This window comes from Streptomyces sp. NPDC054794, assembly GCF_053611585.1.
This window is the reverse complement of sequence record NZ_JBSHAQ010000020.1, coordinates 104,003-128,536: the sequence shown is the minus strand read 5'-3', so window position 1 is coordinate 128,536 and position 24,534 is coordinate 104,003. Positions and strand designations below refer to the sequence as shown.

At 69.6% G+C, this 24,534-nt stretch carries 24 protein-coding genes; 20 read left to right on the top strand and 4 right to left on the bottom strand.

Going from position 1 to position 24,534, the window contains the following annotated elements; translation table 11 throughout:
• Window positions 1–347 precede the first annotated feature (347 nt).
• Entirely contained in the window at window positions 348–1,952 is a 1,605-nt protein-coding gene (locus ACWGKT_RS22480) for an ABC transporter substrate-binding protein (RefSeq protein WP_453275073.1), read from the top strand.
• A 124-nt stretch (window positions 1,953–2,076) separates the two neighbouring features.
• Window positions 2,077–3,657, top strand: a complete 1,581-nt coding sequence (locus ACWGKT_RS22475) for an ABC transporter substrate-binding protein (protein WP_356143916.1) — start codon at window positions 2,077–2,079, stop codon at window positions 3,655–3,657.
• Between the two features lie 98 nt (window positions 3,658–3,755).
• Here the strand turns inward: ACWGKT_RS22475 and ACWGKT_RS22470 are convergent, their stop codons facing one another.
• Window positions 3,756–4,427: a response regulator gene (locus tag ACWGKT_RS22470; RefSeq protein ID WP_020141342.1), complete on the bottom strand. Its 672-nt coding sequence runs from the start codon at window positions 4,425–4,427 to the stop codon at window positions 3,756–3,758.
• Window positions 4,428–4,441: 14 nt separating this feature from the next.
• Window positions 4,442–5,446 carry a RecB family exonuclease gene (locus ACWGKT_RS22465; RefSeq protein WP_453275072.1) on the bottom strand — a complete coding sequence of 335 codons (1,005 nt, stop codon included), beginning with the start codon at window positions 5,444–5,446 and terminating at the stop codon, window positions 4,442–4,444.
• Window positions 5,447–5,621: 175 nt separating this feature from the next.
• Between ACWGKT_RS22465 and ACWGKT_RS22460 the strand changes: the two genes are divergently transcribed.
• From ACWGKT_RS22460 to ACWGKT_RS22450, 3 genes are all read left to right on the top strand, one after another.
• Window positions 5,622–7,334, top strand: a complete 1,713-nt coding sequence (locus tag ACWGKT_RS22460) for a site-2 protease family protein (RefSeq protein ID WP_453275071.1) — start codon at window positions 5,622–5,624, stop codon at window positions 7,332–7,334.
• Between the two features lie 66 nt (window positions 7,335–7,400).
• A complete protein-coding gene (locus ACWGKT_RS22455; protein ID WP_055492728.1) occupies window positions 7,401–8,303 on the top strand; it encodes a tRNA (adenine-N1)-methyltransferase in 903 nt (300 codons plus the stop codon).
• Between the two features lie 214 nt (window positions 8,304–8,517).
• The gene (locus tag ACWGKT_RS22450) at window positions 8,518–9,099 is read left to right on the top strand and encodes a hypothetical protein (protein WP_453275070.1); all 582 of its coding nucleotides are present in this window, start codon (window positions 8,518–8,520) and stop codon (window positions 9,097–9,099) included.
• Between the two features lie 65 nt (window positions 9,100–9,164).
• Here the strand turns inward: ACWGKT_RS22450 and ACWGKT_RS22445 are convergent, their stop codons facing one another.
• The gene (locus ACWGKT_RS22445) at window positions 9,165–9,470 is read right to left on the bottom strand and encodes a ferredoxin (protein ID WP_453275069.1); all 306 of its coding nucleotides are present in this window, start codon (window positions 9,468–9,470) and stop codon (window positions 9,165–9,167) included.
• 244 nt (window positions 9,471–9,714) lie between these two features.
• On the opposite strand from ACWGKT_RS22445, the gene arc reads away from it, so the two are divergent.
• The 6 genes from arc (at window position 9,715) to prcA (ending at window position 15,865) form a co-directional block, all read left to right on the top strand.
• A complete protein-coding gene (gene arc / locus ACWGKT_RS22440) occupies window positions 9,715–11,481 on the top strand; it encodes a proteasome ATPase (protein ID WP_235458126.1) in 1,767 nt (588 codons plus the stop codon).
• 232 nt (window positions 11,482–11,713) lie between these two features.
• Window positions 11,714–13,225, top strand: a complete 1,512-nt coding sequence (gene dop, locus ACWGKT_RS22435) for a depupylase/deamidase Dop (protein ID WP_453275068.1) — start codon at window positions 11,714–11,716, stop codon at window positions 13,223–13,225.
• Window positions 13,226–13,414: 189 nt separating this feature from the next.
• Window positions 13,415–13,633 (top strand): ubiquitin-like protein Pup, encoded by a 219-nt coding sequence (locus ACWGKT_RS22430; protein ID WP_356143903.1) that lies wholly within the window; start codon window positions 13,415–13,417, stop codon window positions 13,631–13,633.
• 213 nt (window positions 13,634–13,846) lie between these two features.
• On the top strand, window positions 13,847–14,266 hold the full coding sequence (locus ACWGKT_RS22425; protein ID WP_453275067.1) for an endonuclease VII domain-containing protein: 420 nt from the start codon (window positions 13,847–13,849) through the stop codon (window positions 14,264–14,266).
• Entirely contained in the window at window positions 14,218–15,063 is an 846-nt protein-coding gene (gene prcB, locus ACWGKT_RS22420; RefSeq protein ID WP_453275066.1) for a proteasome subunit beta, read from the top strand. The genes ACWGKT_RS22425 and prcB overlap by 49 nt, the downstream gene beginning before the upstream one ends.
• A 61-nt stretch (window positions 15,064–15,124) precedes the next feature.
• Window positions 15,125–15,865, top strand: a complete 741-nt coding sequence (gene prcA, locus ACWGKT_RS22415) for a proteasome subunit alpha (protein WP_235458130.1) — start codon at window positions 15,125–15,127, stop codon at window positions 15,863–15,865.
• 72 nt (window positions 15,866–15,937) lie between these two features.
• On the opposite strand, the gene ACWGKT_RS22410 is transcribed toward prcA, so the two are convergent.
• The gene (locus tag ACWGKT_RS22410) at window positions 15,938–16,954 is read right to left on the bottom strand and encodes a LacI family DNA-binding transcriptional regulator (protein WP_453275065.1); all 1,017 of its coding nucleotides are present in this window, start codon (window positions 16,952–16,954) and stop codon (window positions 15,938–15,940) included.
• Window positions 16,955–17,074: 120 nt separating this feature from the next.
• On the opposite strand from ACWGKT_RS22410, the gene ACWGKT_RS22405 reads away from it, so the two are divergent.
• The 9 genes from ACWGKT_RS22405 to tatA all read left to right on the top strand — a co-directional run bounded on the left by ACWGKT_RS22405 (window position 17,075) and on the right by tatA (window position 24,522).
• Complete coding sequence (locus ACWGKT_RS22405) at window positions 17,075–18,334, top strand: MFS transporter (RefSeq protein WP_356143895.1); 1,260 nt, start codon at window positions 17,075–17,077, stop codon at window positions 18,332–18,334.
• A 9-nt stretch (window positions 18,335–18,343) separates the two neighbouring features.
• Window positions 18,344–19,705 carry a Pup--protein ligase gene (pafA, locus tag ACWGKT_RS22400; protein ID WP_453275064.1) on the top strand — a complete coding sequence of 454 codons (1,362 nt, stop codon included), beginning with the start codon at window positions 18,344–18,346 and terminating at the stop codon, window positions 19,703–19,705.
• 121 nt (window positions 19,706–19,826) lie between these two features.
• Window positions 19,827–20,825 carry an FKBP-type peptidyl-prolyl cis-trans isomerase gene (locus ACWGKT_RS22395; protein ID WP_453275063.1) on the top strand — a complete coding sequence of 333 codons (999 nt, stop codon included), beginning with the start codon at window positions 19,827–19,829 and terminating at the stop codon, window positions 20,823–20,825.
• A gap of 93 nt (window positions 20,826–20,918) precedes the next feature.
• A complete protein-coding gene (locus ACWGKT_RS22390) occupies window positions 20,919–21,290 on the top strand; it encodes an FKBP-type peptidyl-prolyl cis-trans isomerase (RefSeq protein WP_356143889.1) in 372 nt (123 codons plus the stop codon).
• A 145-nt stretch (window positions 21,291–21,435) separates the two neighbouring features.
• Window positions 21,436–22,413, top strand: coding sequence for a helix-turn-helix transcriptional regulator (locus tag ACWGKT_RS22385; RefSeq protein ID WP_453275062.1), 978 nt, complete (start codon window positions 21,436–21,438; stop codon window positions 22,411–22,413).
• Window positions 22,414–22,432: 19 nt separating this feature from the next.
• On the top strand, window positions 22,433–23,488 hold the full coding sequence (locus ACWGKT_RS22380) for a helix-turn-helix transcriptional regulator (RefSeq protein WP_453275061.1): 1,056 nt from the start codon (window positions 22,433–22,435) through the stop codon (window positions 23,486–23,488).
• 29 nt (window positions 23,489–23,517) lie between these two features.
• A complete protein-coding gene (locus tag ACWGKT_RS22375; protein WP_453275090.1) occupies window positions 23,518–23,778 on the top strand; it encodes a hypothetical protein in 261 nt (86 codons plus the stop codon).
• A 10-nt stretch (window positions 23,779–23,788) separates the two neighbouring features.
• Window positions 23,789–23,983: a hypothetical protein gene (locus tag ACWGKT_RS22370; protein ID WP_235458138.1), complete on the top strand. Its 195-nt coding sequence runs from the start codon at window positions 23,789–23,791 to the stop codon at window positions 23,981–23,983.
• Window positions 23,984–24,243: 260 nt separating this feature from the next.
• Entirely contained in the window at window positions 24,244–24,522 is a 279-nt protein-coding gene (gene tatA, locus ACWGKT_RS22365) for a Sec-independent protein translocase subunit TatA (protein WP_235458139.1), read from the top strand.
• Window positions 24,523–24,534 lie beyond the last annotated feature (12 nt).

Here is a 24,534-nt window from a genome sequence, read left to right as displayed (position 1 = left end):
CTGGCCGAATTCCGCTGCCGCTCAACCCAGTTGGGAGTGTGACGTTCCCCACTCCCTGGGGGGTCGACATCGATGTCGACATGTGCCGCTCACCCCTGTTCGGGGGGCATTCGCGCGCCCTTGTGTCCCGATTGGTGGAACGCTGTACTAATCCTGCCTCTGTCGGGTTTTCGGTGTGTCCGCGCACGGTTTCACTGCGTGATGGGAACGCAACTCCGGCGGCTGTGAACCCTCGTGCGGGCGCGGACTAATCTCATGGCGAGAACATCGCCGTTACCCCCGTGATCCGCCGCGACACCCCTGCATGCCGGGTACACGGACCGAAACAGCTCTGGAGAACTTCGAGCATGAACCGCAAGACTTTGGTGCTGCCGGCCGTGGTCGGCCTGCTTGCGCCGGTTCTCGCCGCGTGCGGCGGATCCGACAGCGAAGCCAAGAGCGGTGACGCGATCGTCGTCGGCACCACCGACCGGTTCACGGCCACCAAGGACACACCGGCCCCGCTCGACCCCGCCTACGCCTACGACGTCGGCACCTGGAACATCCTGCGCCAGACCGTGCAGACCCTGATGATCCAGCCCAAGGGCGAGGGCGACCCGGTGCCCGAGGCCGCCGAGAGCTGCGGCTTCACCGACAGCGGCAACGAGCGTTACGCCTGCAAGCTGCGCGACGGCCTGAAGTTCGCCAACGGCGACGCCATCACGGCCGAGGACGTGAAGTTCTCCATCGAGCGCGCCCTGCACCTCAAGGCCGACTCGGGCGTGTTCGCGCTGCTCTCCACCATCGACACCGTCGAGACCCAGGGCGACCGCGAGGTGATCTTCCACCTCAAGACCGCCGACGCCACGTTCCCGTACAAGCTGTCCACCCCGGTCGCGGCCATCGTCAACCCCAGCGACTACGCCAAGGACAAGCTGCGCGACGGCTTCGACGTCGACGGCTCCGGCCCCTACACCCTGACGACCGATGTCCAGGACAACGCCCTCGTCAGCGCCACCTTCAGCAAGAACCCCAACTACAAGGGGAGCCTGAAGGTGAGCAACGACAAGGTTGTCATGCGCACCTTCAAGGATGCGGACGCCATGGGCGTCGCCATCGACAAGGGCGACATCGACGTCATGACCCGCGCCATGTCGCCGGCCCAGATCCGCAAGTTCGACGCCGGCACCGACAAGAACGTCGAGCTGGTCGAGATGCCCGGCCTGGAGATCCGCTTCCTGGGCTTCAACACCAACGCGACGACCGTGAAGTCCAAGGCCGTCCGCCAGGCGATGGCCCAGGTCATCAACCGCGGCGAGCTCGTCTCCAAGGTGTACGGCTCCGAGGCCGAGCCGCTGTACTCGCTGGTCCCGGCGACCCTCACCGGTCACTCCAACTCGTTCTTCAACAAGTACGGAGAGCCGAGCGTCACCAAGGCCAAGACGCTGCTGCAGAAGGCCGGCATCACCACCCCGGTGAAGCTGACCCTGCACTACACGACGGACCACTACGGCCCCGCCACCAAGGACGAGTTCGAGGTCCTGCAGAAGCAGCTCAACAACAGCGGCCTGTTCGACGTCACCGTCAAGGGCGCGCCCTGGGACGCCTACCGGCCCGCCGAGCAGAAGGGCCAGTTCGACGTCTACGGCATGGGTTGGTTCCCCGACTTCCCGGACGCCGACAACTTCCTCGCGCCGTTCCTGGACAAGGACAACACCATCGGCTCGCCGTACGCCAACGCCGACGTCCGCAACACCCTGATCCCGGACTCCCGTCGCGAGGCCGACCGCCTCACCGCCTCCAAGGCCCTGACGGACATCCAGGACATCGTGGCCGACGACGTCCCCGTGCTGCCGCTGTGGCAGGGCAAGCAGTACGTCGCCGCCCGGAACGACGTCACGGGCACCTCGTACGCCCTCAACTCCTCGTCGACGCTCCAGCTGTGGGAGCTCGGCCGCGGCGCCAGCGGCTGACGGTCTCTCAAGTCCCGGTCGCCGAACGGCCGCTCGTCGGCAGACGGTAAGGTAATCGGGTTTGTGCCTCGGGGCCCGGGACCCGGCTTCGGGGCGACGAGAACCGAAGACAAGGCACACGTACGTGAATTTGCGCAACCAGTGGCCAGTCCTGCCGATCATGGCGGGGCTGGCCTCCGGCCTGTTGACCGGCTGCGGCTCTGAGACCGGTGATTCCGGGGGTACCGGCTCCTCCGTGGTGATGGGGATGTCGGACGAAGTCCAGGCCACGGACCCCGCCTCCGGTTACGACCCCGGGTCCTGGCTGTTGTTCAACAACGTCTTCCAGTCGCTGCTGAGCTTCCCCAAGGGCGCCACCGAGCCCCAGCCCGACGCGGCCAAGGAATGCTCCTTCACCGACAGCCGGGCCAAGGTCTACCGCTGCACCCTCAAGGACGGCCTCAAGTTCAGCAACGGTGACGAGCTCACCTCGCAGGACGTGAAGTTCTCCTTCGACCGGCTGCTGAAAATCAATGACCCCGCCGGTCCCGCGATCATGTTCCCGCTGCTCGACAAGGTCGAGGCACCGGACGCGAAGACCGTCGTCTTCCACCTGAAGGGCTCCGACGCCACCTTCCCCAGCAAGATCGCCTCCGGTGCCGGCTCCATCGTCGACCACCGGCAGTACGACGCGAAGGGATTGCGCAAGGACCACCAGGCCGTCGGCTCCGGTCCCTACAAGCTGGACTCCCTGGACGAGGACCAGGCCGTCTTCTCCGTCAACTCCCAGTACAAGGGCACCGCCGAGGCCAAGAACGACGGGGTCACCCTCAAGTTCTTCCACGGCGACCGGGCCGCCCTGAAGAAGGCCCTGCTCGACGGAGACATCGACATCGCCTACCGCGGTCTCGCCGCGACGGACATCGCCGACATCGACAAGCAGGACGGCAGCCAGGGCATCGACGTCATCGAGGGCACCAGCGCCGAGGTCCAGCACCTGGTCTTCAACATGCACGACCCGGTCGCCGGAAAGCTCGGCGTCCGCAAGGCCATGGCCTACCTGATCGACCGCGAAGCCCTGCTGAAGAACGTCTACCAGGGCACCGCCGCACCGCTGTACTCGATCATCCCGGCGGGCATCGCGGGCCACAACACGGCCTTCTTCGACACCTACGGCGCCCGCCCCTCCAAGGAGCAGGCCGCCCAAGCGCTGCACGCCGACGGCATCAACGGCAAGGTGAAGCTCACTCTCTGGTCCACGCCGTCGCGCTACGGCCCCGCCACCGGCCAGGAGCTGAAGGCCATCGCCGCCCAGCTCAACAGCAGCGGCCTGTTCGACACCGACGTCAAGTCGGTCGCGTACGACCAGTACGAGAAGGACATCGCCAAGGGCAAGTACGGCGTGTACGTGCGGGGCTGGGTGCCCGACTACCCGGACGCCGACAACTTCACGGCCCCCTTCTTCGGAAAGGGCAACGTGCTGGGCAACAACTACAGCAACGCCACCATCACCGGCTCCCTCCTGCCGCGCACGGCCGCCCAGAGCGACCGCTCCGCGACCGACAAGGAGTTCGGCCGACTCCAGGACATCGTCGCCGACGACGTCCCCCTGCTGCCGGTCTGGCAGGCGAAGCAGTACGCGGTCGTGCGCGACGGCGTCTACGGCCTGGAGTACTGCCTCGACGCCTCGACCGTGTTCCGCTTCTGGGAACTCAGCAAGAGCTGACGGCGGTTCCACGGACACGCGAAGGGCGCCCCTTCCCACCGGGAGGGGGCGCCCTCGTCGTCTCGACCGCCTCTTGCGTACCGCCGGCCGCGTACCGCCTACTGCGCGCCGGGGCGAACCAGCCCGCTCTCGTACGCGTACACCGCGGCCTGCACACGGTCCCGCAGGCCCAGCTTGGTGAGCACATGGCCGACGTGCGTCTTGACGGTGGTCTCGCTGACGAACAGATCCGCGGCGATCTCCGCGTTCGACAGCCCGCGCGCCACCAGCTTCAGCACCTCGACCTCGCGGTCGGTCAGCGTGTGCAGCGTGTCCGGCACCGGCTCGTCGCCCGAGGGCAGATGCGTCGCGTACTTGTCGAGCAGCCGGCGCGTGATGCTCGGCGCCAGCATGGCCTCACCCGCGGCCACCACCCGGATCGCCTGCACGAGCTCGTTGGCCGGTGCGTCCTTCAGCAGGAACCCGCTCGCCCCGGCCCGCAGCGCCTCCACCACGTACTCGTCCAGGTCGAAGGTGGTCAGCACCAGCACCTTCGCCGGACCGTCCCGCCCCGGCCCGGTGATCTGCCGGGTCGCCTCCACACCGTCCATCCGCGGCATACGGATGTCCATCAGAACCACATCGGGCTGCAGGGCGCGCACCTGGTCGAGGGCCTGGAGGCCGTCTCCGGCCTCGCCGACGACCGCGATGTCCTGCTCGGCCTCCAGGATCATGCGGAAGCCCGTGCGCAGCAGCGGCTGGTCATCGACCAGTAGGACGCGGATGGCCACGTAAGTCTCCTTCGCTAGTCCGGCCCCATTCTGCCCTGCGCCGGACCTGCCGGGTCGGCCGCCCTCACCGGCAGCGGATAGGGCGGGGGAGTACCGCCGAACTCCGGGCAGTGCGCCTGGTGATCGCACCAGCCGCACAGCTTCGTCGGCCGGGGCCGCCACTCGCCGGACTCCGTCGCCTGCCGGATCGCCTCCCACAGCGCCAGCAGCTTGCGCTCGACGCGCTCCAGGTCGGCGGGGACCGGGTCGTACGTCCGCACGTCACCGCTGCCGAGGTAGACCAGCTGGAGCCGGCGCGGGATCACGTTCTTCAGCCGCCACACGACGAGGGCGTAGAACTTCATCTGGAACAGCGCGCCCTCGGCGTACTCCGGCCTGGGCGCCTTGCCGGTCTTGTAGTCGACGATCCGCACCTCGCCGGTCGGTGCCACGTCCACCCGGTCGATGATCCCGCGCAGCCGCAGCCCCGAATCCAGCTCGGCCTCGACGAACAGCTCCCGCTCGGCGGGCTCCAGCCGCGTCGGATCCTCCAGCGTGAACCAGCGCTCGACCAGCTGCTCCGCCTCGCCCAGCCAGCGCGCCAGCCGCTCGCCCTGCGGGTCGTCCGCGAACAGCTCGACGACCTCGGGCCTGGTCTCCCGCAGCCGGTCCCACTGCCCCGGGATCAGCGACTTGGCCCGGGGCGCGGTCCGCTCGCCGGCGGGCGCGTCGAAGAGCCGCTCCAGGACCGCGTGCACCAGGGTGCCCCGGGTCGCCGCCTCGCTCGGCTTCTCCGGCAGCCGGTCGATCACCCTGAACCGGTACAGCAGCGGGCACTGCATGAAGTCGCTCGCGCGCGAGGGCGAGAGGGAGGCGGGCGCGGCGGCGGGCCGCTCGGTGCCCGCCGGCGGCCCGTCCGCGGTGTCCGTCGACTCCGCCGGTTCCGTCGTCCTCGCCGTCGGCATCGCCGTGACCGGCGGATCCGCGTCCCCGCCCGCGCCGGGCCCGGCCTCGGCGGTGCCCTCGATGCTGCTGTCCATGACCACAGACCATACGGCCCGCCACTGACAGTGACCCAGCCGCGGGCCGTGTGACCGCGATACGGCAGGGCAAACACAGGGGGTGCCGGGGCGGAACACGTCACGACGGCCGCATACCATCGACCCAGACCCCTTCGCCCGGCTGGTGCGGAGGACGATCGAACGAGGGGAAACCGTGGACGTGAGCGGCGGGAGCGGGCAGCCGCGGTCCGGCAACGACAGGCCGGCCGAGCACTCCGCGGATCCTACGGCCCCGGCCACCGAACACCCCGGGCCGCCCCTTCGCGAGGCCTCCGACCGGGCCGCGGACGCACAGGCCCCGGCTCCGGACGCGGGCACCTCGCCTTCCGCCGCCACCAGCGACGTCCCCGGACCGCCCGCGCCCTCCGAGACGGAAACGCACGAGGCGGCGAAGGCGTACGACGCGGCGAAGCCGCACGACGCGCATGATCCGGTGGACGCGCGCGACGAGGCCGACAGGCCCGCCGAGCACGACGACAACGCACCCCACCGTCCGGACGCGGGCGAGGCCGCGGACGCTGACAAGGCCACGGCCTCCGACGTCGACGGCGAGCCCGAGCCCGCCGAGGAAGCCCCGACGGCCCCGGTCCCCCCGGCCGCCACGAGACCCGCTCCCCGCACCCACCCCGAACCGCCCCCCGCCCCCGACGCCCACCCCGACCGCTCGCACGCCGACTCCGGCATCGCCAAGGGGCGGCCGCCGCAGCGACCGAGGGAACCCGGGGGCGGCCTGCTGATGGGCCGGCCCTTCGGCGTGCCCGTGTACGTGGCGCCGAGCTGGTTCCTCGTCGCCGCCCTGATCACCTGGGTGTTCGGCGGCCAGTTGGACCGGGTGCTGCCCGAGCTCGGCGCCGCCCGGTACCTGGTCTCCCTCTTCTTCGCCGTCGCCTTCTACGCCTCCGTGCTGGTCCACGAACTCGCCCACACGGTCGCCGCGATCCGCTACAAGCTTCCGGTCCGCCGCATCCAGCTCCAGTTCTTCGGCGGCGTCTCCGAGATCGAGAAGGAGGCCGAGACACCGGGACGCGAGTTCGTGCTGGCCTTCGTCGGCCCGCTGCTCTCCCTCGTCCTCGCCGGGATCTTCTACCTCGCCATGCAGCCCGTCAGGCCCGGCACGGTCCCCGGCGTCCTGCTGGCCGGCCTGATGATCTCCAACCTCATCGTGGCCGCCTTCAACCTCCTGCCCGGCCTCCCCCTCGACGGCGGCCGCATGCTCCGCGCCGTCGTCTGGAAGATCACCGGCAAGCCCATGAGCGGCACCGTGGCCGCCGCCTGGGTCGGCCGCGCCCTCGCCATCTCCGTCCTGATCGGCCTCCCGCTGCTCAACCAGTCCGGCACCTTCGGCTCCGGCCACGAGGAAATCAGCGGCATGGACACCGTCACGGACGCCCTGCTCGCCGCCATCCTCGCCGCGATCATCTGGACCGGAGCCGGCAACAGCCTGCGCATGGCGCGCCTGCGCGAACACCTCCCGGAACTGCGCGCCCGCAACCTCACCCGCCGGGCCGTCCCGGTCGAGACCGACACCCCGCTCTCCGAGGCCCTGCGCCGCGCCAACGCCGCCGGGGCCCGCGCCCTGGTCGTCGTCGACGCCGACGGCAACCCCCTGTCCCTGGTCCGCGAGGCCGCCATCGTCGGCGTACCCGAACACCGCCGTCCCTGGGTCGCCGTCAGCGGCCTGGCCCAGGACCTCACCGACGGCATGCGCGTCTCGGCGGAACTCGCGGGCGAGGACCTCCTCGACGCCCTGCGGGCCACCCCGGCCACGGAGTACCTCGTCGTCGAGGAGACCGGGGAGATCTACGGCGTCCTGTCCGCCGCCGACGTAGAGCGCGCCTTCGTCAAGGCGATGGCCAGGCCCGCGTAACGAGCCCCCCAAGGGCGGGGAAACGGCGTGGTCCGAGGGGCCCGCGGGGACCGGTAGGCTGTTCACATGTCCGAACCGACCGGTGCCGCCCGCAGGCGCGGGCCCTTCAAGGTCGGGGACCAGGTTCAGCTGACCGACCCCAAGGGCCGCCACTACACGTTCACGCTCGAAGCCGGGAAGAACTTCCACACCCACAAGGGATCCTTCCCCCACGACGAGCTGATCGGCGCTCCCGAGGGCAGCGTTGTCCGCACCACCGGAAACGTCGCCTACCTCGCGCTGCGCCCCCTGCTCCCCGACTACGTCCTGTCCATGCCCCGCGGGGCGGCCGTCGTCTACCCCAAGGACGCCGGACAGATCCTCGCCTTCGCCGACATCTTCCCCGGGGCCCGCGTCGTGGAGGCAGGCGTCGGCTCCGGCTCGCTCAGCAGCTTCCTGCTGCGCGCCATCGGGGACCAGGGCATGCTGCACTCCTACGAGCGCCGCGCGGACTTCGCCGAGATCGCCCAGCAGAACGTCGAGCGCTACTTCGGTGGCCCGCACCCGGCGTGGCAGCTCACCGTCGGCGACCTCCAGGACAACCTCAGCGACACCGACGTCGACCGCGTCATCCTCGACATGCTGGCCCCCTGGGAGTGCCTGGAGGCCGTCTCCAAGGCACTCGTGCCCGGCGGCATCCTGTGCTGCTACGTGGCGACCACCACCCAGCTCGCCCGGACCGTCGAGTCCATCCGCGAGATCGGCTGCTTCAACGAGCCGACCTCCTGGGAGACGATGATCCGCAACTGGCACATCGAGGGCCTGGCCGTCCGCCCGGACCACCGGATGATCGGCCACACCGGCTTCCTGCTCACCGCCCGCCGCCTCGCGGACGGCGTCGAGCCGCCCATGCGCCGCCGCCGCCCCGCCAAGGGTGCCTACGGCGAGGACTACGCCGGCCCCAACGCCGACGGCGGCGCCGGCCGCTGAGCCGAGCCCCGCACCGCGACCAACGCAACGGCGCCGTGCTCGAGTTCCCCGGACGGTTCGGGAACTGGGGCACGGCGCCCGCGCGTTGACCGGACACCGGGATCCGCACGGCACGAGCCGCAGGAACCTCGGACCCCACCGTTCCCCGCCACTGTGACGTGTGGCACCATGCTGGCCACCCCCACCGGCACAGCCACCGCAGGAGACACTCCTAGTGCAGCACTCCGCCGTCCCGGAACTCGCGCACACCGACGCCCGCGCCCTTCACTGGGTCGCCACCGCGACCGCTGTCGCCGGCGTCGTGGCCCTCTCCTCCGTCGTGCAGCCGGGCTCGGCCAAGGCAGCCCCGCCCGCCGCCGGCACCAGGACGCAGTCCGCCCCCTCGGCCGTCGCCCCGCCCGCCACCACGGGGGTCGACTTCCCCTTGGAATGCGGTCCAGTGAAGGTCGTGGTGAAGAAGAAGGCCGCCGGAGACCTCGACGGCGACGGCCGGCCGGAAACAGTCGTCGTGGCGCACTGCGACGCCGCCATGGGCACCCCGCCGGACGCCGTCTACGTCCTCACGCAGGCCGCCGGGGCGACCAGGCCCCGGGTCGTCGCCACGCTCGTCGACCCCAAGGACCGGCTCACGGTCACCGACTTCAGCGTCCGCGCCGGAGCCGTCACCGCGACCCTGCTCGGCTATTCCACGTCCGACGTGCCGAGTTGCTGCCCCGACGTGCGGACCGGGGCCAAGTGGCAGTGGAACGGGAGCGCGTTCATCCGCTCCACGCCCGCAGCGGCCCACAGCGTGTGAAACTCCCGGGCGCGGGCCCGGGGGTGTGAGAAATCAGACAATGCTCACGGCGCGTGCCCCAAGGGTCACTCCGCGTCCGGCCCGTAGACCTCAACCTTGTCCAGAACCCGACGCACATGGATGCAGTCGCCCGGGCATTCCCTGGCCGAGTCCACCACATCCGCGAGAAGCGGCAACGGCACCGCCGTCACTGCCCCCTTGGCCTGCAGCAGCTCGTCGTCAGGACCCTTCACGTAGGCCAGTCCGTCGATGTCCAGCTCGAACACCTCGGGCGCGTACTGGGCGCAGATCCCGTCGCCCGTACACAGGTCCTGGTCGATCCAGACCTCCAGCGCATCGTCGCCGCTTCGGGTCTCCTGCTGCACGCTCATGTCTCCTGCCATTTCTGCGCCGAGCTGCACGGGAATCCGGCCAGCTCTGACGGGTGTTGAACGGTTCGAGCCTACCTCTGGCGGCTTCCCAATCATGTTCGGTGGGTATTCCCCTGGCGTGAGGGAGAGCGCAAGGGTGAAGATCGGACACTCCTTGACAGTCTTTGTGATCTAGGGGTTTCAATCGACACCCACCCAGGTAGGGTCTGGAAGCGTCCAGCTCCCCTTGGAGGAGGTGAGGACCGTGGCAGCCCACGACGACGACATGAACCGCGGCATCCGCCCGGGACGAGGGTCCGAAGACCCGGCCGGGCAGATCGCCTACCTTGAGCAGGAGATCGCCGTCCTGCGACGCAAGCTCGCCGACTCTCCGCGACACACGAGGATTCTCGAAGAGCGGATCGTCGAGCTGCAGACCAATCTGGCCGGCGTGTCCGCCCAGAACGAGCGGCTCGCCAACACGCTCCGCGAGGCCCGCGACCAGATCGTGGCACTCAAGGAAGAGGTCGACCGGCTCGCACAGCCGCCCGCCGGCTTCGGTGTCTTCCTGCAGGCGAACGAGGACGGCACGGCCGACATCTTCACCGGCGGCCGCAAGCTGCGGGTGAACGTCAGCCCCAGCGTCGACCTCGACGACCTCAGGCGCGGCCAGGAGGTCATGCTCAACGAGGCGCTCAACGTGGTCGAGGCCATGGAGTACGAGCGCGTCGGGGACATCGTCACCCTCAAGGAGATCCTTGAGGACGGCGAGCGCGCCCTGGTGCTCGGGCACACCGACGAGGAGCGGGTGGTGCGGCTCGCCGAGCCGCTGCTGGACGTCACCATCCGCCCCGGCGACGCCCTGCTGCTCGAACCCCGCTCCGGCTACGTCTACGAGGTCGTCCCCAAGAGCGAGGTCGAGGAGCTCGTCCTCGAAGAGGTCCCCGACATCGGCTACGAGCAGATCGGCGGCCTCGGCAACCAGATCGAGGCCATCCGCGACGCGGTCGAGCTCCCGTACCTCTACCCGGACCTGTTCAAGGAGCACGAACTGCGTCCGCCCAAGGGAGTCCTGCTCTACGGACCTCCCGGATGCGGCAAGACGCTCATCGCCAAGGCCGTCGCCAACTCGCTCGCCAAGAAGGTGGCCGAGGTCACCGGGCAGGCCGCCGGCAAGAGCTTCTTCCTCAACATCAAGGGCCCCGAGCTCCTGAACAAGTACGTCGGCGAGACCGAGCGGCAGATCCGCCTCGTCTTCCAGCGCGCACGGGAGAAGGCCAGCGAGGGCACCCCCGTGATCGTCTTCTTCGACGAGATGGAATCCCTCTTCCGCACCCGCGGCTCCGGCGTCAGCTCGGACGTGGAGAACACCATCGTCCCCCAGCTGCTCGCCGAGATCGACGGTGTCGAGGGCCTGCAGAACGTGGTCGTGATCGGTGCCTCCAACCGTGAGGACATGATCGACCCCGCCATCCTGCGCCCCGGCCGACTCGACGTGAAGATCAAGATCGAGCGTCCGGACGCCGAAGCGGCCAAGGACATCTTCGGCAAGTACCTCACCGAGCGCCTCCCGCTGCACGCCGACGACCTCGGCGAACACGGCGGCAGCAAGGAAACCACCGTCCAGAGCATGATCCAGACGGCGGTCGAGCACATGTACGCCGAATCCGAGGAAAACCGCTTCCTGGAAGTCACCTACGCCAATGGCGACAAGGAAGTCCTCTACTTCAAGGACTTCAACTCCGGCGCCATGATCGAAAACATTGTCGGACGCGCCAAGAAAATGGCGATCAAGGAATTCCTCGAACACAACCAGAAGGGTCTGCGCGTCTCCCACCTGCTCCAGGCCTGCGTGGACGAGTTCAAGGAGAACGAGGACCTGCCCAACACCACCAACCCGGACGACTGGGCCCGAATCTCCGGAAAGAAGGGCGAGCGGATCGTCTACATCCGTACCCTCATCACCGGAAAGCAGGGTGCGGACACCGGACGCTCCATCGACACGGTGGCGAACACCGGCCAGTACCTGTAAGAGCAGGGCGGCTGCGGGTGCCCTCGGCGGGTACCCGCAGCCGACTGTTTTTCGGCCCACGGCTGGAGCAGGCAATGACGCAAATGATCTCCCCACCAGTGCAAAGGCGTTCTAGGCTCTTTCCTACCGCCGAGTCGCGCAGTGCGGGGACGGGCACCGCACACGCACCGGAGCGCCAGCGGTACGTGAGCGGCGCCCACGACCGAGGGTGCCGCCGGGCAAGGAGGGCCGCATGACCGTACGGCGAGTAATGGGCATCGAGACGGAGTACGGGATCTCCGTCCCCGGCCACCCCAACGCCAATGCCATGCTCACCTCGTCCCAGATCGTCAACGCCTACGCGGCGGCGATGCACCGGGCCCGACGGGCCCGCTGGGACTTCGAGGAGGAGAACCCGCTGCGGGACGCGCGAGGCTTCGACCTGGCCCGCGAGGCCGCCGACTCCAGCCAGCTCACCGACGAGGACATCGGCCTGGCCAACGTGATCCTCACCAACGGCGCGCGTCTCTACGTCGACCACGCCCACCCCGAATACAGCGCTCCCGAGGTCACCAACCCCCGCGACGCCGTCCTGTGGGACAAGGCAGGCGAGCGGATCATGGCCGAGGCCGCGGAGCGCGCCGCCCAGCTGCCCGGCGCCCAGCCGATCCACCTCTACAAGAACAACACCGACAACAAGGGCGCCTCCTACGGCACCCACGAGAACTACCTGATGAAGCGGGAGACCGCTTTCTCGGACATCGTCCGCCACCTCACGCCCTTCTTCGTCTCCCGTCAGGTCTTCGCAGGAGCGGGCCGCGTCGGCATCGGTCAGGACGGCCACGAACACGGCTTCCAGCTCAGCCAGCGCGCGGACTACTTCGAGGTCGAGGTCGGCCTGGAGACGACCCTCAAGCGCCCGATCATCAACACCCGCGACGAGCCGCACGCGGACGCCGAGAAGTACCGCCGGCTGCACGTGATCATCGGCGACGCGAACCTGTCGGAGATCTCGACCTACCTGAAACTCGGCACGACCGCCCTGGTCCTGTCCATGATCGAGGACGGCTTCATCGCGGTCGACCTGGCGGTGGACCAGCCCGTACGCACCCTCCACCAGGTCTCCCACGACCCCGGCCTCAAGCGCCTGGTCACCCTCCGCAGCGGCCGCACGCTCACCGCGGTCCAGCTGCAGATGGAGTACTACGAGCTGTCGCGCAAGTACGTGGAGGAGCGCTTCGGCGCCGACGCGGACGAGCAGACCAAGGACGTCCTCTCCCGCTGGGAGGACACCCTGAACCGCCTGGAGAACGACCCCATGAGCCTCGCGGGGGAGCTGGACTGGGTGGCCAAGCGGGAGCTCATGGAGGGCTACCGCCGCCGCGACGGCCTGGACTGGGACGCCGCCCGGCTGCACCTGGTCGACCTCCAGTACGCCGACGTGCGGGCCGAGAAGGGCCTGTACAACCGTCTGGCGGCCCGCGGACGCATGAAGCGGCTCCTGGGCGAGGCGGAGGTCGAGCGGGCCCGTACGAAGCCGCCGGAGGACACCCGGGCCTACTTCCGGGGCCGCTGCCTGGAGCAGTACGCCGACGACGTGGCCGCGGCGTCCTGGGACTCGGTCATTTTCGATCTCCCCGGGCGCGACAGCCTCCAGCGCGTCCCAACCCTGGAACCGCTACGCGGAACGCGTAATCACGTCAAGGAACTGCTGGACCGCTGCCGTACCGCGGAAGACCTGGTCAGGGTCCTGTCCGGCGGATGAGCCGGCGCGGTGGGCGCACCGGGCGCACGGGGTGGAAATCCCGGCGCCCGGGAATCATCGAGGTGGCCCCCGTACGTTGGAGAAACTGCGGGGCCGATGTCGGACCCGGCTTGTAGGGTCTGATCATCACCGATCGGCAGGAATGCCGACCTGTCGACCATGTCGGGCGAACTGAGCGGGGTGAGGGTTATGGCGACCAAGGACACCGGCGGCGGCCAGCAGAAGGCGACGCGCTCCACCGAGGAGGTCGAGGAGCAGGCGCAGGATGCGCAGGACTCCGGGGACCTCAAGGAGCGGCACGAGAAGCTGAGCGACGACGTGGACTCGGTGCTGGACGAGATCGATGATGTGCTCGAAGAAAACGCCGAGGACTTCGTGCGCTCCTTCGTTCAGAAGGGTGGAGAGTGATTTCACCTTCGGTTCGAAGGTTGCGGTGGGGGGTTGGGGTTGGTCGAAAGTGAAGGCGTGAAGCGCTGCTCGCGGTGCAAGCAGGACAAGCCGCGGGCGGCCTTCGCGAGTAACAAGGCGATGCGTGACGGACTCCAGGCGTACTGCCGGGAGTGCTCGGCGGCGTACTACCGGCAGCGCCAGGATGCCCGCGGTAGGAAGCCCCGCCCGAGGGTGGCCGCACCCGAGGGGCACAAGTATTGCCAGCGTTGCGGGGAGATCAAGCCGCACTCCGAATGGGATCGCAACAGGACGGCCTCCGATGGTCTGTCTACGCGCTGCAAGGCGTGCCGGGCAATCGAGGCGCGCGCGCACCATCTGAAGCGCCACTACGGCCTCACCGAAGCCGAGCGTGACGCGATGGTGGCCGCGCAACGCGGACTCTGTGTGATCTGTCTGTCGGCTCCCGCCGTACATGTGGATCACTGCCACAAGACGGGTAGGGTCCGTGGCGTACTGTGCTTCAACTGCAATTCGGCCATCGGCAAGTTGGGCGACGATCCCGACGCCGTACGCCGGGCCGCCGCCTATCTGGAAGGAAACTCGTGGAAGCCAATACTCGTGGCAACGGGCGTCTACCAGCTGCCTTCCTGACGCCAGGTTCTTCTTCTTTCATGGACTTCCTGTCCGATCACCAGCCGCAGCTGCTGCCCGGCAATCGGCAGCTGCCGCCCACCCAGGGTGTGATCGAGGCGCCCCACGGCACCACGATCGTCGCCGTGAGCTTCCCGGGCGGTGTCGTGCTCGCCGGTGACCGCCGGGCCACCATGGGCAACGTCATCGCCCAGCGGGACATCGAGAAGGTCTTCCCGGCCGACGAATACTCGGCCGTGGGCATCGCCGGCACGGCCGGTCTGGCCGTCGAGATGGTCAAGCTCTTCCAGCTGGAGCTGGAGCACTTCGAGAAGGTCGAGGGCGCCCAGCTGTCGCTGGAGGGCAAGGCCAACCGGCTGTCGACCATGATCCGCTCCAACCTCGGCATGGCCATGCAGGGCCTGGCGGTCGTGCCGCTGTTCGCCGGGTTCGACGTGGACCGGGCCAAGGGCCGGATCTTCTCCTACGACGTCACGGGCGGCCGCTCCGAGGAGCACGGCTACGCGGCGACGGGCTCCGGCTCGATCTTCGCCCGGGGCGCCATGAAGAAGCTGTTCCGTGACGACCTCACCGAGGACCAGGCCACGACGCTCGTGGTCCAGGCCCTGTACGACGCGGCAGACGACGACTCGGCGACCGGCGGTCCCGATGTCGCCCGCCGGATCTACCCCCTCGTCACCGTGATCACCGAGGACGGCTTCCGCCGACTCACCGAGGACGAGGCCTCCGAGATCGCTCGCGCGGTCCTGGAGCGACGGCTGGAGCAGCCGGACGGCCCGCGGGCCGCGCTGCTGTAGCCCGACGGCCGGTTGTTTCCAGGTGATCGCAGTGACTTCGACAGAAAGGGACGGATAACCGGTGTCGACGCCGTTCTATGTCTCCCCCCAGCAGGCCATGGCCGACCGGGCGGAGTACGCCCGCAAGGGCATCGCCCGTGGCCGCAGCCTGGTCGTGCTGCAGTACGCCGACGGCATCGTGTTCGTCGGTGAGAACCCGTCCCGCGCGCTGCACAAGTTCAGCGAGATCTACGACCGGATCGGCTTCGCGGCCGCCGGCAAGTACAACGAGTACGAGAACCTCCGCATCGGCGGCGTCCGCTACGCCGACCTGCGCGGGTACACCTACGACCGGGACGACGTGACCGCCCGCGGTCTCGCCAACGTCTACGCCCAGACGCTGGGCACGATCTTCTCCAGCGCGGCCGAGAAGCCGTACGAAGTGGAGCTGGTCGTGGCCGAGGTCGGCGAGACCCCCGAGGGCGACCAGATCTACCGGCTGCCGCACGACGGCTCGATCGTGGACGAGCACGGCTCGGTCGCGGTCGGCGGCAACGCGGAGCAGATCAGCAGCTTCCTCGATCAGCGTCACCAGGACGGCATGAGCCTCGCGGAGGCGCTCAAGCTGGCCGTGCAGGCCCTGTCCCGGGACACGAACGGCAGTGAGCGGGAGATCCCCGCCGAGCGCCTGGAGGTCGCGGTCCTGGACCGCACCCGCCCCCAGCAGCGCAAGTTCAAGCGCATCGTCGGCCGCCAGCTCTCCCGCCTCCTGGAGGCGGACGGCGCGGCCACGGAGGCGGAAAGCGCCGAGGAGGAGGACTAGTTCCCTGCACCTCACCCACCTCACCCCGGACGCGCCCCGACCGACCACCATCGGCCGGGGCGCGCCTGTGCGTCAGGAGGCCCGTGGTGGGGCCGTCGAGCCGCGTACGACGAGTTGTACGGGGATGTCGCCGTTCTCCGGCTCCTCGCCTTCCAGGACGGCCAGGAGGGCTCGCATGCCGTGTTCGCCGAAGAGTTCGGCGTCGAGGCGGACGGTGGTGAGTTCGGGGTCGATGGCGGTGGCCAGGGCCAGGTCGTCGAGACCGGTCACCGAGATGTCGTCCGGGACGCGCAGGCCCAGTCGGCGCAGGGCCTTGTAGGCGCCCGCCGCGAGTTTGTCGTCGTCGCAGACCAGTGCCGTGGGGCGGGGGCCGGGTGCGGCGAGGGCGGCCTCGGTGGCGGCGAGGGCGCCCTCGATCGAGATGGGCGCCCGGACCGTGCGTACGTCTGTCCCGGCGACGGCCCCCACCCGTGCGGCGAGCTCCCGGGCGCGTACCTCGAAGGTCCACGACGCGATGTCGGCGGCCAGGTGCAGGAAGCGCCGGTGGCCCAGGTCCAGCAGGTGCTCGGCGACCTGGCGGACCCCGTCGGCGATGTCGAGGTTCACGGTGGCGGCGCCGAGGCTGCCCTCCGGGTCGCTGTCGAGCATCACCAGCGGCAGCTGGTCGCCGCGGATCGCGGTGAGCGCGTCGGCGGCCATGGAGGACGCGATGACGCCGTCGAGGGCGGCCTGGGCGGAGGCGAAGGGGTTGCGGGCCGGGCCGATGCCCTCGGGGGAGGGGTAGAGCACGACGCCGAAGCCGTGCTGCGCGGCGACCCTGGCCGCGCCGGTGTAGACGCCGGCGAAGAACTCGGTCGTCAGCGCGGGTACGACGAGGAGCACGGTGCGGGTGTGGCCCAGGCGCAGATTGCGGGCGGCCAGATTGGGCCGGTAGCCGAGCTCGCGCGCGGCCTGCCGTACCCGTTCGGCGGTGGTCTCGGAGACCCGTCCGCGCCACTTGTCGCCCAGCACGAGCGAGACGGCCGCCTGGGAGACACCGGCCGCCTGGGCGACGTCACGGCTCGTCGGGCGCGTACTGCTGCGTGCCACGGGGGGTGCGCTCCTTCGTATGGACGTGTGAACAGCGCACATGGTACGTATGGACGAGGACGTTATACGTAACACCTGTGGGGCCAAAAGCCCTACGGGCGAGCCGGTGGAGGACTACGGATGGCCGCGGGATACCTGGAGATCCTCAGGGCGAGGCACGCGGCCCGGCTGCTGGTGGGCACGCTGGTGGGCCGGCTGCCCAACGCCACCGCCGCCATCGCCCTGGTGCTGTTCGTCCGCGCGCAGGGCGGCACCTACAGCCTCGCCGGGGCGCTGGCGGCCGTCTACGGCGTCGCCAACGCCGTGGGGCAGCCGCTGCTGGGCCGGCTGGTGGACCTGCACGGACAGCCGCGGGTGCAGCTGCCCGCCGCCGTCCTGTCGGCCCTCGCGATGACGGTGTTCGCCTTCGCCGGCACCGACCCGCTGCCCCTCGCCTACGCCGCTGTCGCGGCCGCCGGGCTGTTCGCCCCGCCCCTGGAGGGCGGCCTGCGCGCCCTGTGGTCGAGCGTCCTGCGCCGGGAGGAGCAGGTCCACACCGCGTACGCCATGGACGCCGTGGCGCAGGAAGTCATGTTCACCGTGGGCCCGTTGCTGGTGACCCTGTGCGCGTCGCTGTGGTCGGAGCGGGCGGCGCTGCTCGTGCTCAACGCCCTGGGCGTGCTCGGCGCACTCTCCGTGGTCGTGTCGGCGCCCTCGCGCGCGTGGCGTTCGGCGCCCCGTGAGGCCCACTGGCTGGGCGCGCTGAGGTCGCCCGGACTGCTGGCACTGCTCGCCTCGTTCTTCTTCGTGGGCACCGCGCTGGGCTCCATCACCGTGGCCTCGGTGCCGTACGCCGACGAGCACGGCGGCGACGCGGTGTACGGCTGGCTGATGGCGGCCCTGGGGCTCGGCGCGCTGCTGGGCGGGACCGTGTACGGGGCGCGGCAGTGGAGTGGTGTGCCGGAGCGGCGACTGAGGGTGCTGGTGGGCCTTCTGGCGGTGTGTTACCTGCCGCTGATGCTGATGCCGGGTGCGGTGGCCATGGTGCTGCTCACGGCGCTCGCCGGGGTGTTCCTGGCGCCCGCCATCGCCTGCGCCTTCGTCATCGTCGACCGGCACGCGCCGAGCGGGACGGTCACCGAGGCGTTCTCCTGGCTCGTGACGACGTTCACCGTGGGCGCGTCCGTGGGAACGGGCCTGGCGGGCCCCGTGGTCCAGGAGGGTGGCGCGCTGTGGGGCTTCGCCGTGCCCGGTGTGGCGGGCGCCGTGTCGTTGCTGGTTCTCATGGCCACCGGACGGGTCCTCGCAGCTCCCGCGGGGAGCGGGGTTGTTGCGGCTTCATCGGAAACTGATCCAAATCGTGCTGCCGAACCCCGTTTCAGCTCAGGGGATCGGGCGTAATGTTCAGTCATGGACCGCCGCATTTTCGGGCTGGAGAACGAGTACGGCGTCACGTGCACGTTCAGGGGACAGCGCCGCCTGTCGCCTGACGAGGTGGCGCGGTACCTCTTCCGCCGTGTCGTGTCATGGGGTCGTAGCAGCAATGTCTTTCTGCGGAACGGCGCCCGGCTCTATCTCGACGTGGGCTCACATCCGGAATACGCGACACCCGAATGTGACAATGTGATCGAACTGGTCACCCACGACAAGGCCGGAGAGCGCATTCTCGAAGGGCTTCTGGTGGACGCGGAACGACGCCTGCACGAGGAGGGAATCGCGGGCGACGTCTACCTCTTCAAGAACAACACCGACTCGGCGGGCAACTCCTACGGCTGCCACGAGAACTATCTGGTGGCACGGCACGGGGAGTTCTCCCGGCTCGCCGACATCCTCATTCCGTTCCTGGTGACCCGGCAGCTGCTGTGCGGCGCGGGCAAGGTGCTGCAGACACCGCGTGGTGCCGTGTACTGCGTCAGCCAGCGCGCGGAGCACATCTGGGAGGGCGTCTCCTCGGCGACGACCCGCTCCCGGCCCATCATCAACACGCGCGACGAGCCGCACGCGGACGCGGAGCGCTACCGCCGCCTCCACGTCATCGTCGGCGACTCGAACATGTCCGAGACGACGATGCTGCTCAAGGTCGGCGCCACCGACCTGGTGCTGCGCATGATCGAGGCGGGCACGGTGATGCGGGACCTGACCCTGGAGAACCCGATCCGGGCCATCCGCGAGGTCAGCCACGACATCACGGGCCGGCGCAAGGTGCGCCTGGCCAGCGGCCGGGAGGCCTCCGCCCTTGAGGTGCAGCGCGAGTACTACGAGAAGGCCGTGGACTTCTGCGACCGCCGCGGCATCCGCACCGGCACGGTCGAGCAGGTCCTGGAGCTGTGGGGCCGCACGCTGGACGCGATCGAGGCCGAGGACCTCGACCGCATCGGCACCGAGATCGACTGGGTGATGAAGTACAAGCTCATCGAGCGGTACCGGGCCAAGCACAACATGACGATGTCGCATCCGCGGGTCGCGCAGATAGACCTCGCCTACCACGACATCCACCGCCGTCGTGGCCTGTACTACCTGCTGGAGAAGAAGGGCCAAGCCACCCGGATCTGCAACGACTTGAAGATCTTCGAGGGCAAGTCGGTTCCGCCGCAGACCACTCGGGCCCGGCTGCGCGGCGACTTCATCCGGCGGGCACAGGAACAGCGCCGTGACTTCACGGTCGACTGGGTGCACCTGAAGCTCAACGACCAGGCACAGCGCACCGTGTTGTGCAAGGACCCGTTCCGTTCCGTGGACGACCGGGTGGAAAAGCTGATCGCCGGAATGTGATCCCGCCGTTCCGCCCAGGAACGCCACACGGGCGCCGTACGTTTCCCGTACGGCGCCCTTCTCACGCCGTAGAGTTGCGCGCACGCCATTCACAAGATCGATTGATTACGAGGCCCCCACCGTGCGCCGACGCTCACTCCTTCTAGCCGCCGTGCCCGCAGGACTCGCCACGATCGCCGGATGCGGCGACGACGACAAGTCCGCCTCCAGCAAGGCGAGCGCGTCGCCGTCGGTGTCCGCCGCGCCACCGCCGAAGATCGTGGAGGGCCCGCTGCCGGCCATCACGGCGGGCACGAAGTTCAACGAGAAGCCGACGGTCGCCAAGGGGACCGGGCAGCCGGCCGAGAACCTCGCGGTGAAAACGGTGATCGCGGGCAGCGGTCGCACGGTCGCCGAGAACGACTTCGTCCAGGCGAACTACCTGGGCCAGATCTGGGCCACGGGGAAGGTCTTCGACCAGTCCTACGACCGCAGCCCGCTGGTCCTGCAGCTCGCCAAGGGCAGTGTCATCGACGGCTGGCGCTACGCCCTGACGGGCAAGAAGGTCGGCAGCCGCGTCGAGATGGCGGTGCCGCCGACCTGGGGTTACGGCAAGGCGGGCAACGCGCAGGCGGGCATCAAGGGCACGGACACGCTCGTCTTCGTCGTCGACCTGCTGAACGCCTTCAATTCGAAGAGCTCGGCCACGGGCAAGCCCGTCCCGCAGACCGACACCGCGCTGCCGAAGGTGGGCACCAACACCGACGGCAAGGCCCCGTCCATCGACGTCCCCAAGGCCGACCCGCCGAAGAAGCTGGTGTCGAACTACGTCCTGGAGGGCGACGGCGCCGCCCTCAAGGCGGACCAGGCGATCCTGTGCCAGTTCAAGGGCGTGGTCTGGGACAGCGGCAAGCCGTTCGAGCAGACGTACACCACCGGGCGGCTGAGCCAGTTCTCGCTGGAGCAGATGCAGCAGATCGTCAAGGGACTGTCCCAGGGCCTCGTCGGCAAGAAGGTGGGCAGCCGGGTCATGATCGTCGTACCCCCGGAGCTCGGGTACGGGGACACCCCGCCGAGCGGCGGCGTCATCAAGAAGGGCTCCACGCTGGTCTTCTCCGTGGACATCCTGGCGGCGATGTAGCCGCGCCGCGCTGGCCGCCCGCGGCCTGCGAGAGTGCGGTGGGGATGAAAGACTGTCCGCGTTCCGTGTCGTACACAAGCAGGAGCTAGAGACGTGAGCATCGACAAGCCCGAGATCGACTTCCCGGGCGGCGAGCCCCCGGCGGACCTTGAGATCAAGGACATCTGGGAGGGCGACGGCCCGGTGGCGAAGGCGGGCGACACCGTCTCCGTGCACTACGTGGGCGTGGCCTTCTCCACGGGCGAGGAGTTCGACGCGTCCTGGAACCGCGGCACGCCGCTGCAGTTCCAGCTGGGTGTCGGCCAGGTCATCGCCGGCTGGGACCAGGGCGTGCAGGGCATGAAGGTCGGCGGCCGTCGTCAGCTGACCATCCCGGCGCACCTGGCCTACGGCGACCGTGGCGCCGGCGGCCGTATCAAGCCCGGTGAGACGCTGATCTTCGTCTGCGACCTGGTCGCCGTCTGATCGTCGGTCCGACCGCCGAAGGCTGATCGGATCCGATCATCCGGGGCCCATGCCTGTTCGGGCATGGGCCCTCGGCTTTTGCCGTGGTGCGGGGGAGCGGTACGGTCATCGATCGTAAGCACCATAAGGAAGGCGAAGGGCGTCGATGGCCATTGCCAAGGCCGAGCGGCTGATGAACCTGGCGCTGTGTCTGCTGGGGACACGGCGGCCGCTCAGCAAGCGCGAGCTGCGCGAGTCCATTGAGGCTTACGTCGAGGCCTTCGGCCCGGACCGGGGCGCGGCCGGTTCCGACGACTCCTTCAACCGGATGTTCGAGCGGGACAAGGACGACCTGCGCGAGCTGGGCCTGGTCATCGAGACCGTCGAGAACCTCGACGGCGAGGTCGGCTACCTGGCCCGCCGCGACAGCAACCGTCTCCCGCCGATCACCCTGGACGCCGAGGAGGCCGCGGCCCTGGGCCTGGCCGCCAAGGTGTGGCAGCAGGCCCGCCTCGCGGGCGCGGCCAGCGGCGCCCTGCAGAAGCTGCGTGCCGCCGGGCTGCCCGAGGACGTCGACCCGTACGAGGCGCACGGCGCCCTGGAACCGCGCATCCCGGTGCACGAGGCCGCGTTCGAGCCGCTGATGCTGGCCTGCCGCGACCGCCGCCCGGTCCTGTTCGACTACCGCAAGGCCTCCGCCGCCCGCCCCGAGCCCCGGCACGTGGAGCCGTGGGCGCTGGAGTGCTGGCGCGGTCACTGGTACCTCGCGGGCTGGGACCGCGACCGGGGCGCCGAGCGCGTCTTCAGGCTGTCCCGGATCACCGGCAAGGTCCGCTCGCGGGGCAGCGGCTTCACCGCCCAGGTGCCCGACGTCGTCACCGTGCGCGAGACCGTCGCGAGCTGGGCCGGCGAGATCGCCGACCGTACGGCGCTGATCCGGCTGCGTACCGGTTCTGGGTACCCCCTTCGGGCGAAGGCCACCTCGGTGCGGGAACTCGGCGACGGCTGGGACGAGTTGGAGATTCCGTACGGGCACGGCCTGGACGCGTGGCTGGTGGAGTTCGGGCCGGACGTGGTGGTCCTGGAGCCGGCCGAGCTGCGGTCGGACATGGTGGACCGGCTGCGTGCCGTGGCCAAGGGCTGAGGGGGAGCGGAGCAAGACAGTGGCAGGCAAACCGGTCAGGCCCGTGAACGCCATCGACCAGACCCGGCGGATGCTCTCCCTGGTGACGTATCTGCGCGAGCGCCCCGGCGCCCGGATCGCCGACGTCGCGCGCGCCTTCGGCATCACCGAGGAAGAGCTGGTCTCCGACCTCGACGTGCTGCCCATGTGCGGCACCAGCTTCCGTGGCGGCGATCTGCTCGACATCGACACCGACGGCGAGCGCATCTGGTGGCACAACCCCGCCGCCCTCGGGGCAGAGTCCGCCGCGCCGCTCAGGCTGGCCGCCGACGAGGCGACCGCGCTGCTGGTGGCCGCGCGGGCCGTGTCGACCCTGCCGGGCCTGCGCGAGGGCGACCGGCAGGCGCTGCTGCGGGCCACCGCCAAGGTCGAGGCCGCGGCCGGTGAGACGGCGGGGGCCAGTTCCCGGCTGTCGGTGACCTTCGAGTCCGAGGGCGGCGTCTTCGCCGACGTCGACCGGGCCATCTCCGAGCGCCGCCGCCTGTGGATCCGCTACTACTCGCCCGCCCGTGACGAGGTCACCGAGCGCGAGATCGACCCGATCCGCCTGGTCAGCGTCGGCCACACCTATGTGGAGGCCTGGTGCCGCCGCTCCGAGGCGCGCCGCACCTTCCGGCTCGACCGGGTCGCCGAGATCAAGATCCTCGACGAGCCGGCCGCGCCGCCGGAGATCGAGCTGCGGGACCTGTCCGAGGCGCTGGTGCAGCCGGCCGCCGAGGACCCGGAGGTGGTCGTCGAGGTCGGCCCGGGGGGCCGCTGGGTCGCCGAGTACTACCCGCACGACAGCGCGGATGAGCTTCCCGACGGCGGGCTGCGTATTACTCTGCGCACCCCCGATCCGGCGTCGCTGCGGCGCCTGGCGCTGCGGCTCGGCCGCGACGGGCGGATCGTCTCGCCGCCCGAGCTCGCCGACAGCGCCCGGCAGGCGGCCCGCGAGGCGCTGGAGGCCTACGACGGCGTCGCGCGGACGCCGGACGCACCGCAGGGTGCCGATGAGGTGCACGGCGTTCACGACAGGCAGGAGCGAGGGCTTTGAGCGAGTCCGCGGGTTCCGGTGCGAGGGAAATGACGGTGGCGGCCGCTTTCGCGGGGATGAAGAGAGTGGTCCCCGTGGTGTTCAAGGCCGGCTGCCCGGACTGCCGAGGCCGTTTCGAGCTCTCCGCGAGCGCCCTGCGGCTCGCCATCGGTGCCACGAGCCGGACGACGTTCTACTCCTTCACCTGCCCCGAGTGCGGCGCCGCCGTCCGCAAGCCCGCGGGCGAACGCATCGTCGAGCTGCTGAGCGGGGGCGGGGTCAGGACCTTGAGGCTGCACTCCACCGTCTAGGCTCGGCGGCATGTTCTGGGCGATGTTCGCGGTGGCGGTGGGTTTTCTGGGGCTTGTCGTCCTGGGTGTGCTGGGTGTCCGGGTCTTCGTGGAGGCGCAGCGGCTGGGCCGCCAGGTCTCGGACTCCGCCCGGCGCATCAACAGGGCGGCCGAGGATCTGGAGCGCGCCTCGGTGAGCGCGGCGAGGGCCGCGGACTCCCTGTGAGGCGTGCTGTGGGTGCCCGCTGATGAGGGCTTCTCAAGCGTTTTGCGTCACTTCGCCCTGTCACCTCGACCGTCCCGGCAGGTACGCTGCTGGTCACGGTGCGAAGAACGAGGCGCGTACCGATGACCGGGAGTACGTACGGGGATTGCCTCTCGTTTACCCCTGAGCGTTACGATCGCTGTCAGCACGATCAGTGGGACATATGTCCGACTGATCCGACGGCACCCCAACCAATAGCCTCGGTGAGAAGGTAAAGACTTATGTTCGGAAGGCTCGGCGCCCCCGAGATCATTCTCATCCTCGTCGTCATCATCCTGCTGTTCGGCGCGAAGAAGCTTCCGGACATGGCCCGCTCGCTCGGCAAGTCCGCGCGCATCCTCAAGAGCGAGGCCAAGGCGATGAAGGAAGAGAGCAACGCCCCCGCCCCGGCGCCCTCCTCCAACGAGCAGCCCCCGGCGCAGCGCACCATCCAGGCGTCCCCCGGCGACGTGACCAGCTCGCGCCCGGTCAACGAGCCGACGGACACCACCCAGCGCTGACGCAAGGCCGGA

Bases quoted from the DNA above. Each gene is read 5' to 3' on its own strand.
- ACWGKT_RS22480 (WP_453275073.1), top strand. From the start codon at position 348: ATGAACCGCAAGACTTTGGTGCTGCCGGCCGTGGTCGGCCTGCTTGCG.
- ACWGKT_RS22465 (WP_453275072.1), bottom strand. From the start codon at position 5,446: ATGGACAGCAGCATCGAGGGCACCGCCGAGGCCGGGCCCGGCGCGGGC.
- ACWGKT_RS22455 (WP_055492728.1), top strand. From the start codon at position 7,401: ATGTCCGAACCGACCGGTGCCGCCCGCAGGCGCGGGCCCTTCAAGGTC.
- ACWGKT_RS22445 (WP_453275069.1), bottom strand. From the start codon at position 9,470: ATGAGCGTGCAGCAGGAGACCCGAAGCGGCGACGATGCGCTGGAGGTC.
- dop (WP_453275068.1), top strand. From the start codon at position 11,714: ATGACCGTACGGCGAGTAATGGGCATCGAGACGGAGTACGGGATCTCC.
- ACWGKT_RS22430 (WP_356143903.1), top strand. From the start codon at position 13,415: ATGGCGACCAAGGACACCGGCGGCGGCCAGCAGAAGGCGACGCGCTCC.
- ACWGKT_RS22405 (WP_356143895.1), top strand. From the start codon at position 17,075: ATGGCCGCGGGATACCTGGAGATCCTCAGGGCGAGGCACGCGGCCCGG.
- pafA (WP_453275064.1), top strand. From the start codon at position 18,344: ATGGACCGCCGCATTTTCGGGCTGGAGAACGAGTACGGCGTCACGTGC.
- ACWGKT_RS22385 (WP_453275062.1), top strand. From the start codon at position 21,436: ATGGCCATTGCCAAGGCCGAGCGGCTGATGAACCTGGCGCTGTGTCTG.
- ACWGKT_RS22375 (WP_453275090.1), top strand. From the start codon at position 23,518: ATGACGGTGGCGGCCGCTTTCGCGGGGATGAAGAGAGTGGTCCCCGTG.
- ACWGKT_RS22370 (WP_235458138.1), top strand. From the start codon at position 23,789: ATGTTCTGGGCGATGTTCGCGGTGGCGGTGGGTTTTCTGGGGCTTGTC.
- tatA (WP_235458139.1), top strand. From the start codon at position 24,244: ATGTTCGGAAGGCTCGGCGCCCCCGAGATCATTCTCATCCTCGTCGTC.